Here is an 11175-nt window from a genome sequence, read left to right as displayed (position 1 = left end):
CGCGGCGCTTACCCACAAAGGCATCGCCATTGCCATCGCCGATGGCGTCAGCTCCAGCGCCGCCGCGCGCGAAGCCAGCCAGACCGCCATAACCGGATTCTTGACCGACTACTACGCCACCCCCGACACCTGGAGCACCCGGCAATCCGGTCAGCGAGTACTGCAATCCCTCAATCGTAGCCTCTGGGGCCTAAGTCGCAACAGCGTGCGCGGTGAAGGGCTGCTTACCACCTTCAGCGCCCTCATCCTCAAAGGCAACAACGCCTACCTCTTTCACGTCGGCGACACCCGCATTTACCTCTGGCGCAGCGGCCAACTCGAACAACTCACCCGGGACCACTGCCAATCACTCAGCCGCGAAGAAACCTACCTGAGCCGGGCACTGGGCGCCGACGTTGGCGTCGAGGTGGATTTTCACACCCTGGAAGTACACGTTGGCGATGTATTCATTCTGACCAGCGATGGCATCCACGATCACCTGCCCGAAGACCGCCTGCGCGTGCTGATCAAAACCCACTGCGATCACCCGCAGCAACTGGTGGAGAAAGCCAGTAAAGCTGCGCTCGACAATGGCAGTGATGACAATCTGAGCATACAGGTAGCCGCGGTCCGGCAACTGGGACACGCCAATCAGGATGACGCCATGGACGTACTGGCGCGACTGCCTTTTCCGCCATTACTCGATACAGGGCAGACCCTGGATGGGTTGCGGGTGGAAAAACCACTGCACGAGTCCAACCGAAGCCAGGTCTACCAGGTGCAGGACGACGCCGGGCGAAGGATGATCATGAAAACCCCCTCGGTTTTATACAGCGACGACCCTGCGTACCTCGAACGATTTGTGATGGAAGCCTGGATAGGCGCACGGATTCAAAGCCCTCAGGTCGCCAGGGTTATGTCGGGCCCCGAGCCCCGTTCGTGTCTGTACTATCTGACCGAGTACATACCCGGGCCAACGCTCGGGCAATTGATGGCCGAACGCGGACCTCTGGCAATCAATGACGCGGTGGACATTACCGGGCAGTTGATCAAGGGTATACGCTCCTTTCATCGAAAGGAGACCCTGCATCAGGACATCAAGCCGGACAATATTGTTATGGAACCGAAGGGACCAGTGATCGTGGATTTCGGCTCCTGCTGGGTCGCCAGCGTGGAAGAGCTGGAGGCCCCCTTTACCCGAGATAAGATTCTGGGAACCATGGATTACTCTGCCCCGGAATATCGCTACGGTGGCCAGACCGGCCCGCGTTCCGACCAATTTTCCCTCGCCGTATTGTTGTACGAAATGCTCACCGGCCAGAAGCCGTACGGCGACGCTTATGGCAAAGCGTTGAACGAACGCCAGTTGCAGAAGTTACGCTATCAGCCCGCTCGCCATCACAACCCGATGGTGCCGTTGTGGCTGGACAAAGCGCTGGAGAAAGCCCTGAGCCTTCAGCCCCAACAGCGCTACGATGCCCTTTCCGAATGGTGGCAGGATCTTCAGCGGCCCAACCCGCGGTGGACGCGAGACGCGGGGCTACCCATATTGCAACGGCGACCCGAATGGGTGTGGCCGGTGCTGGCCATCAGCGGATGGGCCATCGTCCTGGTCTTGGCCTGGCACCTTTGGAAACCGTAGGTCGGATCGGTCCGACGCTTCGGAGCAAAGCGTAATCCGACACTATCCACCAGACGGTATCATTGGAGCAACCGCAGCATCTCCAACATGGCCCGACCATTGTGGTAAGGACCCTTCCAGGGGCCGAGCTTGTACGAAGGCGCGAGGCTTTGATCATCCAGCGTCGAAAGCCATAACCACTCGCCGTTTTCAGCCCTGTGATAGCGCTTGATAAACGACCAGAGTCGTTCCGTTGTCGCCAGGAAATCCTCGTTACCGGACAGGGTATAGGCTTTGTAATAACCCACCATGGCCTCGGCCTGCACCCACCAGACCCTTTCATGATTGAACGCCTGAGTCGCAAACTCAAAGCCGTCGTACATTTCGCCGTGCTCACCCATGGATTCGCGGAGACAGACGTAGGCGGTGCCGAGAACGCTCGGTTTCAGGCGCTCGCTGACCGCTGCATCGGCAAGGGACTCGGTGGCTTTTGCCAGCAACCAGCTGCACTCGATGTCGTGCCCGTAGGTATAACCGGGCGAATGATCCTGCCAGTCGTGATCCATGAACATGCGCAGGTGGAAGTTATCTTTGTTGATGATATGACGATCAAAACAATCAATCGCGTAATGCAGTGCGTCAGCGACTGAAGCGCGCGCATCCACCTGATAGAGAGTGGTGTATGCCTCCACCACATGCAGATGGGTGTTCATGGTTTTGGGGAAGTTAAGGTCCTTGTCGCTCAGGCGCACATCGTCCAGCGCGCCCCACTGGCGATTGAACGCCTCCAGATAACCACCCTTCGCAGGATCGACAGTGTGACGCTCCAGAAGGTCGAACGTCTGCTGCGCCTGCTGTAAAGCCAGGGGCTCGCCGGTCAACTGGTAATAGGCGACCAGGGCATAGATCGCAAAGGCCTGAGCGTACACCTGCTTTTTGGTGTCTTTAGGCGCTCCGTCTGCATCCAGAGTCCAGAAAAAACCGCCGTACGCTTCATCCAGAAAGTGAGCGAGAAGATACCGGTAACCGCGCTCCGCCGCCTCGCGATAACGGGGGTCATCCACCTCGCTGGCCAGTTCGCTGAAAAACCACAGAATGCGCGTATTCAGTACCACACCTTTGTCGGCGTCCGGCACCGGCACATTATCGACTCCCACTTCACCGTAAAAGCCACCGCGCTCCTGGTCCTGAGCATAGGCCAACCACCAGTCGGCAATCGATAGCAATTCCGAGCGGAACTCATGACTCAATTCCGACAACGGGCTTTTCACTGCGGGCTCGTATAACGCCATCAGTTGTTCATTCCTTCCAGCAGCGAGAGATTGGCCTCAATCAATGCGTTTCGGGTCGCCACCGACGCCGCAGAGCGCAACCCATCCTCTGGCGTATTGAGCGCGTAATCCACCAGTTTGTCGACGGTCGATGTCGCCACATGCATGCGGGTATCGGATGAGGCGTAATAGATGAACACCTCGTGGTTGTCGTTGACGATCCAGCCATTGGCAAACGCCACGTTGGAGACATCCCCCACCCGCTCATCACCCTGAGGCGCAATGAAGTGACCGCCGGGACGATGGGTGACCACCCAGGGGCGCTCCAGCTCGGTCATGAAAACGTACAACACATAGCGAAGCCCGGCGGCGGTGTTGCGCACCCCGTGAGCCAGATGCAGCCAGCCGTGTTCCGTTTTGATGGGCGCAGGACCTTGACCGTTTTTCACCTCTTTGATGGTGTGGTACTCCTTGCCATCGACAATCACTTCCGCTTTGATTTCGGCGTTTTCCATGGAGGCGCACAGGCCCCAGCCGATACCGCCCCCCTTACCCACACTGATAAAGCCGTCCTGCGGCCGGGTGTACAAGGCATATTGACCATCGACAAACTCCGGATGCAGCACCACGTTGCGCTGTTGGCCGGAATAGGTGATGAGATCCGGCAGCCGCTCCCAGCTCACCAGATCCCTGGTGCGCGCTATGCCGCACTGCGCCTCGGCGGCGGACAGATCATCGGGCCGGCTCTGGTCTTTGCGTTCGGTACAGAACAGGCCGTAGATATAGCCATCTTCGTGGGCGGTCAGGCGCATGTCGTAAACATTGGTATCGGGCCGCTCGGTTTCCGGCAGAGTGATCGGATAATCCCAGAAGCGGAAGTTGTCCACCCCGTTGGGACTTTCGGCGATCGCAAAAAAGGATTTTCGATCATCCCCTTCGACACGTACCGCCAGAAGGTACTTGCCTTTCCAGTACAGCGCGCCGGAATTGAAGGTGGCATTCACCCCCAGGCGTTCCATCAGGTGAGGATTGCTGGCCGGGTTCAGGTCATAGCGCCAGAACACCGGCGTGTGCGCGGCGGTCAGAATCGGGGATTGCCAACGCTGGTAAATACCATTGCCACCCGGGGCGGGCTGGTTCTTGCGGGTAATCAGGGTTTCATGGTCGCTCAGCAGCGAGCGGACAGCGTGGTTGAAATCGTTCATGTACAAGGGGTCCTGACGGTTGGCCGGACAGGTGAAAACGCCCGGCGTTGTTCGATACTCGTATTCGGCAACTGGAGCGCTGTACCGGCTGGGTTTATTCGGCGCCACAATGCCACTCAATGTAATCGGTTACAAAACAGATTGCAAGGTCTGCCTTCAATCTGATGGTCAATACGACTCAACTCAAATCGTTGAGTCGCCGCAATGGCCCACAGATCAGTGCCGGGACACGATATGGGCATCCGCCTCCTGCACCACATCGGCGGGCATATCGTCCGGATAATCCTCCAGCTTGCACCACCAGTTGCGCCACAGGAACAGACTGGTCAGCACGACCACCAGGGTCGCCAGCGCGAACTCCTGCCAGTGCTGGATCACCATAAAAATCGGCATCGCCACCAGGGCGGTTTGCCACACCACGCCAACCACAACATTCAGCGCATCCCGGGCAAAGTGTGGATTGACCTTCACCCCCGGGTGCTCGGCCTGCACCGCCTCGCGTACCGGCCCCCAGAAGCCCCAGGGGCGCACCTTCACATAGAAGCGCTTGAGCACCTCCATATCATCCGGCGCGGTCAGCAGGGACGCCAACACACAGGCCAGCAGACAGGCCGCCAACATGTAAGGGAAGGCGTACAGCGGGTCCAGGTCGGTCAGGGCCGGCAACGCCAGGGCAATGATCAACCCCACCACCATGCCGAAGAAATAGCCGTAACCGTTAAAGCGCCACCAATACCACTTGAGCACATTGGAGGCGGCATAGGCACCGTAGAGCCCACTGACGATCCAGGAAATGATTTCGTGCAGCGTGGGAATAAACAGCCCGATACCGACCCCCACCACCACAAAGGCGATGGACACGATGTAGCTAAGGTACACATAGCGCTTGGGCTCCGCCTCATCGTTGATATACCGCTTGTAGATGTCGTTAACGACATAGGCCGGGGCCGCATTGGTGGTCGCAGCGAAAGTGGACATAAAGGCGGCCAGCAAGCCGGCAATCAACAACCCGAGCAGACCGGTAGGGACGTAGTGCTTCATGGCCAGGGGCAGTATCTGCTCAAAATCCACCGCACCGCCCATGGCCCGCAGGTCGTCCATGAAAAACGCCAGCGCCAAAACCGTCAGGCCGGTAATCAGCATATAGCGCGGAAACAGCATCACCACATTCACAAACCAGCTCACCTTGGCCGCCTCGATGGGCGACTGCGCCGAGAGAATACGCTGCATATCGTAGTTGGGGGCCGGGCCAGCCATGCTCACCAGAATCCCCTTGAGCAACATCAGCATGAAGAACACCCCAAAGAGCTCGTAGCCATCGGCGGCGATGCGGGCGTTGGCCGCCTCGAGGGTCCCACCCCAGTCGATATCCAGGGTCCAGCCGATGCCCACACTGGTCCAGCCATCCGGAATGATTGCCTGCAACACCTCGGGGGAGACTTGCTGCATGGCAATGAAGCCCACCGCGACACAGGCAATGGTCATGATGAAAAACTGCAGCACCTCGGTGAATACCACACTGAACATACCGCCCTTGACCACATACACGGTGGTGACCGCGGTGATGATCAGGCCGTAATAGATTTCGTTCCAGTACTGATCCGGGTGCAGCTGCCAGGGCAGAAAGACAGCAGCGAATTTACCGATACCGATAAAACCGTAGGCCAGGAAACTCAACACCCCAATCAGCGCAAAGGCCACCACACTCAGATGCGACAGGCGTGCCCCCAGGCCGTCGCCAAACCGGAAGGTGATCCACTCCGCCCCGGTCATCACCCCGGAGCGGCGCAACCACACCGAGAGAAACACCATCAGGAACACCTGGTTGAACACCGGCCAGAGCCAGGGAATGTAGATGCTGGTCAGGCCGTAGATGAACAGCAGGGACACCAGCCACATGGTACCGCTGATGTCGAACTGCCCCGAGGCGTTGGAAATACCCAGGTAATACCAGCGCAGCTTGTTACCGCCTAGAAAATAACTGCGGATATTGTCCGAGGCCCGCCGCGATACCCACAGCCCTACCCCGAGTGTGGCAACGCCGTACAGCAGGATGATCGCGAGATCCAGGGGGGCGAGATTAAACTGCATAGTGAAAAGTCCCATTATTATTGACGAGGCGACCGCCCGCTTGCGTCGCCCCGTTTGTCATAGCCGCTCACAGCAGAACAAAATGCCGGATGAACGCCGAAAGATGCGCAAATGTAACCGGTTCCATGACGTATTGCAAGCGCCACCCTCCCACTACCCACCGATCGCTGGCGCTCAACCTCTCATCCGGCTGTACAAGCGCGGGGGAGGCGATTATCCTAGCTCCCACTTACAGTCGCAGGGACCACATCGCGCGTCCTGAGAGCCTGAGGGAGGCCGCCCGCCGGCGCAACCCACTATCGGCACAGGCTCCGAGTCCAACAACAATCCCATAATAAATAATGAGGTGTTCAGTGAACGAACCTTCCCAGCACAAGCTATCGATTCTTGAAAAGTCCGGCTACGCCATGGGCGATGCCGCCGCGAACCTGGTATGGCGCGGCGCGCTGGCGTATCTTGCCATTTTCTACACCGACACTCTGGGCATTTCCGCCGCGGCCGCCGCATTGCTGCTGCTGTTGGTGCGCCTGTCGGATGGCATGACCGACATCGTGATGGGCATGGTGGCGGACCGCACCCAATCCCGGCACGGGCGCTTCCGCCCTTGGATTCTCTGGTCCGCCCCGGTGCTGGGCCTGTTTATGGTCCTGGCCTTTACCGCCCCCGACCTGAGCCCGGGCATGAAGCTCGCCTGGGCCTATTTCACCTATATCGGCCTGACCCTGGCCTATACGGTGAACAACGTGCCCTACTCGGCCCTGATGGGCGTGATGACCCCCAGCCACAATGAGCGCAGCGTGCTGTCGGGCTACCGCTTTGCCGGCGCCTTTCTGGGCGGTATTCTGGTGATGGGGTTCACCCCCATGATGGTGGAATATTTCGGTCAGGGCGACTCCGCCCAAGGGTATCAGCGGACCATGTATGTGTTCGCGGCACTGCTGGTCACCCTCTGTATCATCACTTTTGTCACCACCCGCGAGAGGGTGGAATCCGCCGTAAACCAGGCCTCTCTCGGCAAGGAATTGAAAGATCTGGCGTTCAACCTGCCGCTGATCATTGTTCCGTTGATGGCGATTTCGGCCTTCTTTTACGCTGTCACCCAAGAGCCCGACGCACGCTATCAGCTCGATCCGACCATCACCGGCATCGTCTCACTGCTGGTGCTTGCGGCGACCGGCTACTTTGTGCGGCGTCTGATCCGCATGCCCGAGAGCGCCACCACGCCCTCTCAGCGGGACCTGATCGACCTGCTCACCAACAAGCCCTGGCTGATGGTTCTGGGGTTGGGTTTTCTGACCATGCTGTTTAACGGCATCAAGTACGGCGTGATCGCCTACTACTTCACTCACTACGTGGGCGATGCAGCCCTGGCCGGAATCTATTTCATGGTGCTGCTGGCGGTATCCATTGTCGCGGCGCTGACCGCCGGCTACCTGGGCCGCCTGCTGGGCAAGAAAACCCTGTTTATCATTTCCTTGTCGGTCAGTGGAATACTGACTTGTGGCCTTTTCTACCTCCCTCCCGATGGTTTCTGGGTGTTCAACTTGAACCTTTCCTGGATTCCACTTTTGGAAGACGGTCTGGAAGTGCGGATTTATTGGGTCTACTTGCTAGGTGGCGCTGCGGAATTCTTCGCCGCCTTTATGCCGGTGCTCACCTTCAGCATGCTCGGCGACACCGCCGATTACTCGGAATGGAAACACGGGCGCCGCGCCACCGGGTTGTTCTACTCGGCGGGCACGTTCATCCAGAAAACCGGCGGCGGCTTTGCCGGGGCCCTGGTGCTGGTGGTACTGGCCGGTTACGGCTACGTGGGCACCGACCCGGAGACCATCAAGGCAGCCACCGCCGGCATGGTGCACCTGATGAGCTGGATTCCGGCCCTGTTCGCCTTTCTGGCCATTCTGCTGCTGGTGGTGTATCCGTTAAACGCCGAGCGCATGAATCAGATAGAATATGAATTACGCCAGCGCCGCCGCGATGCGGGGGTCAGCGACAGCTGATGCGAAGGGATTGGCGCCAGCGGCGGAATACGGTACCTTGTACGGCTGACCTGTCGGCCGTTCCAATCCAATAAACGAGTTGCGCTATGTCCAGCATTCGAGATGTCGCCCGCGAGGCGGGTGTCTCCGTCGCCACGGTTTCACGTGCCCTGAGCATGCCCGAAAAGGTCTCTGAAGAGGCCATGAACAAGGTGCACCGCGCCATCGAAAAGGTCGGCTACCGACCCAATATGCTGGCCCGCAACTTCCGTTCGGCGCGCTCTTACGCCATCGTGGTACTGGTCCCGGACATCGCCAACCCGTTTTATTCGCTGGTCATCCGCGCCATCGAGGATCGCGCCCAACAAAAGGGCTACGCGGTCCTGCTCGGGGATACCCGGGGCACGCCGGAGCGTGAGCTGGAGTACATCCGCCGGGTGGAAACCCGGCTGGCGGACGGCCTCCTGCAACTGCGCCCCCACTCGGAAAAAACCCACAATGTGATTCCGCCGGATATCGCCACGGTCAATGCCTGCGGCTGTGAGTACACCACCGGCCCGTCGGTGCGCATCGACAACCGGGGTGCGGCAAAAACCATCGTGGATTACCTGATCTCTCTGGGGCACCGACGCATCGGCGCCATCTCGGGTCTGAAAGACAACCCACACGCCATCGATCGGATGAAAGGGTATAAAGAAAGCCTGGCCGAACACGGCATCCCGTTCGATCCGGACCTGGTGGCCGAAGGCGACTTCACCATGTGGTCGGGCCTGAACAGCGCTTTCCAGTTCTGCCACATGAAGAACCGGCCCACCGCCATCTTCTCCACCAATGACGAAATGGCCATTGGCGCCATCCAGACGTTGAAGTCCCAGGGCATCCGGGTGCCGGAAGATATGTCGGTCACCGGCTTTGACGACATCGCCTACGCCAAGTACACCGACCCGAGCCTGACCACCATGTCCCAGCCCGCCGAGGAAATGGGCAAAATGGCGATGGACATGCTGCTCAAGATCATTGAAGGCGAGCCCCTGACCCAGACCGAGTGCGTGCTACCGACGGAATTCATTATCCGCAAAAGCACCGCCCCGGCACCGGGCGCCGAGCTGCCCAACACTCCCAAAAAGGTGACTCCCGCTCCCTAGAAGTGCGGGGCCTGAAGCGCCCGTGCGGCGCTAGCCACCGGCCCGACCTCTGGCGTAGTCCGCCACTTCCGCCGCCAGCACCACCAGGTGATACAGGGTGCTGGCGGGCGCCTTGTCCAGCACCACCTCATCATCGGCACCGCGCTGATCGACATAGGCACCGGGCGTGGTTGCGGTCAGGTAGTAAGTGAAAAGATCATCAATCGCCTGAACCGCCCGGGCTTCCGCTTCCGGGTCACCGGCGCGGGCGCGCACCAGGCTGCCTTTGATCAGCTCGGTCAGCCCCCAGCAGCGCTTGCTGTTTTTGAGTGGTGTGCCATCCGGCAGCACCTCATCCAGAACCAGACCGGACGCCACCCGGCCGATGGCCAGCCCCTGGCGATACAGCGCCTCGGTATAGACCTCTACCGGGTGCCCACTCAGGCGGTGGTACCAGTCCAACAGCCACACCCACTCGAACATGTGCCCCGGCTCCACCGGTGCCTGCTCGGGCGCATGTTTCAGGCGCCAGTCCTCTTCAAAGAACTCGAACAGCACCCCCCGCTCCGGGTCAAAAAAGCGGGTCTGGAACAGAGCGAACAGCTCACCGGCCCGAGCCAGCCATTTACCGTCGCCGCTGGCCTCATAGAGCGCCATCATGGCCTCGAACAGGTGCATATGGGGGTTCTGGCGGCGCTGGGCATAGTCGTAGTCGCCTTCCGTCCAGCCACCGTGCACCGAGGCGAAGTGCCGGTCCAGGTGGGCCATCAGGGCTTCGGCGCCGTCCAGATAGGCCCGGTCGCCAAACGCCCGATAACACCAGGCATAGGCGAGCAGGAAAAACGCGTGATCGTACAGATCCTGCTTCTGATCAATAACCTGAAAGTCCGGATTCATCAGGTGGGTAAAGCCGCCTCCGGCGTGGGGATGGGCCGTCCGCTCGGCCACAAAGCGCATCAGTTGGCGGGCCATGGCCTCACCGTCGCACCAGCCGCGTACGGTGGAAAACGCAAAGGCGAACGCCTGGCGGGCCTGGACCCGCACCCGGATATTGGAGGGAAGATCAATCGAGCCATCGGCGTTCAACGCCTCCCAGTGGCCTCCATGCTCGGGGCTCAGGCCAACGCGCTGCCACAGCGGCAGTGATTCGCGGGCAATCCAGCGTTCGAGACGCTCGGCCGCGTCCTTGATCGTTTGAGTCATATCCGGTGTGTTCCAGTCATTCACAGTGTCAGAAACAGAGAGTGTCAGAAGCAGAGAGGCCCTCTGGTCGCGGACAGTTTACCCATCAACGCCGAGCAGAGCACCCCTGAAACTCGAGCCCTAAAATAAAGCACCCCGGCTGAAACCAGCCGGGGTGAAAGGGTACAACAGCTTGGGTAAAAAGCTCACCGCGCGCAAGCGCCGGTCCTGGCGATGCCCACAGCAGCGCTGACCAGTGCAATATGTAAACGGTTTACCGCAGGATAACCGGTTTAATGCACCAATCAGGCTCGTATTGTGCGCATTTTTGTAACCGGTTTCAATATGTTTTGTGAAGCTTCTTCCAGTGAAGATCAAAATCGGGACGCCAGAAAGAAAAAAGCCGGGCTACTGACGCAGCCCGGCGAAACATGGAGAGAACAAAAGATACAACCAAAACAACGTCTACCAAGACACAGCTCTGCTTGGCGGCCGCAAGGGGTGCCTGCAGCCTGGGCGGGAGCCCTGAAAGGGGACGGACCCACGCCATACCAAGGACATCGCTTATGGTAATAATGAGTATAAGACCCGATTTGCGATATTGTCAAGGTGACAATAAAGATTTTTTCAGTGCAGTGTCTGATCGCCCAGCAGCGCCTGAATATCGCCCGCGTTGAAGGAGTAATGCTGATTGCAGAACTGGCAATCGATACTGATCTA

The 11175-nt window shown here is 59.2% G+C and carries 7 protein-coding genes; 3 read left to right on the top strand and 4 right to left on the bottom strand.

Annotated features, from left to right (window positions below):
* Positions 1 to 1621: bifunctional protein-serine/threonine kinase/phosphatase (locus B3187_RS15600; protein ID WP_286807379.1), on the top strand; the 1621-nt coding region annotated here is incomplete at its 5' end.
* A gap of 59 nt (positions 1622 to 1680) precedes the next feature.
* Here B3187_RS15600 and B3187_RS15595 read toward each other — a convergent pair.
* The 3 genes from B3187_RS15595 to B3187_RS15585 form a co-directional block, all read right to left on the bottom strand.
* A complete protein-coding gene (locus tag B3187_RS15595; protein WP_286807377.1) occupies positions 1681 to 2892 on the bottom strand; it encodes an AGE family epimerase/isomerase in 1212 nt (403 codons plus the stop codon).
* Complete coding sequence (mgp130, locus tag B3187_RS15590) at positions 2892 to 4076, bottom strand: 4-O-beta-d-mannosyl-d-glucose phosphorylase Mgp130 (protein ID WP_286807376.1); 1185 nt, start codon at positions 4074 to 4076, stop codon at positions 2892 to 2894. Before mgp130 ends, B3187_RS15595 begins: the two co-directional genes overlap by 1 nt.
* A 216-nt stretch (positions 4077 to 4292) precedes the next feature.
* Positions 4293 to 6167 (bottom strand): sodium:solute symporter family protein, encoded by a 1875-nt coding sequence (locus B3187_RS15585; RefSeq protein WP_286807375.1) that lies wholly within the window; start codon positions 6165 to 6167, stop codon positions 4293 to 4295.
* Between the two features lie 353 nt (positions 6168 to 6520).
* Here B3187_RS15585 and B3187_RS15580 point away from each other — a divergent pair, with 353 nt between their 5' ends.
* Entirely contained in the window at positions 6521 to 8170 is a 1650-nt protein-coding gene (locus tag B3187_RS15580; protein ID WP_024462073.1) for an MFS transporter, read from the top strand.
* An 86-nt stretch (positions 8171 to 8256) separates the two neighbouring features.
* Positions 8257 to 9294, top strand: a complete 1038-nt coding sequence (locus B3187_RS15575) for a LacI family DNA-binding transcriptional regulator (protein WP_024462072.1) — start codon at positions 8257 to 8259, stop codon at positions 9292 to 9294.
* A gap of 30 nt (positions 9295 to 9324) precedes the next feature.
* Here B3187_RS15575 and B3187_RS15570 read toward each other — a convergent pair whose 3' ends face one another.
* Positions 9325 to 10476 carry an AGE family epimerase/isomerase gene (locus B3187_RS15570; protein WP_286807373.1) on the bottom strand — a complete coding sequence of 384 codons (1152 nt, stop codon included), beginning with the start codon at positions 10474 to 10476 and terminating at the stop codon, positions 9325 to 9327.
* Between the last annotated feature and the right edge of the window lie 699 nt (positions 10477 to 11175).

The sequence above is a fragment of the Marinimicrobium sp. UBA4209 genome (assembly GCF_002381585.1).
In the GTDB taxonomy this organism is placed as follows: domain Bacteria; phylum Pseudomonadota; class Gammaproteobacteria; order Pseudomonadales; family Cellvibrionaceae; genus Marinimicrobium; species Marinimicrobium koreense.
This window is presented reverse-complemented; position numbering and strand designations above follow the sequence as displayed.

Bases quoted from the DNA above. Each gene is read 5' to 3' on its own strand.
- B3187_RS15575 (WP_024462072.1), top strand. From the start codon at position 8,257: ATGTCCAGCATTCGAGATGTCGCCCGCGAGGCGGGTGTCTCCGTCGCC.
- mgp130 (WP_286807376.1), bottom strand. From the start codon at position 4,076: ATGAACGATTTCAACCACGCTGTCCGCTCGCTGCTGAGCGACCATGAA.
- B3187_RS15585 (WP_286807375.1), bottom strand. From the start codon at position 6,167: ATGCAGTTTAATCTCGCCCCCCTGGATCTCGCGATCATCCTGCTGTAC.
- B3187_RS15595 (WP_286807377.1), bottom strand. From the start codon at position 2,892: ATGGCGTTATACGAGCCCGCAGTGAAAAGCCCGTTGTCGGAATTGAGT.
- B3187_RS15570 (WP_286807373.1), bottom strand. From the start codon at position 10,476: ATGACTCAAACGATCAAGGACGCGGCCGAGCGTCTCGAACGCTGGATT.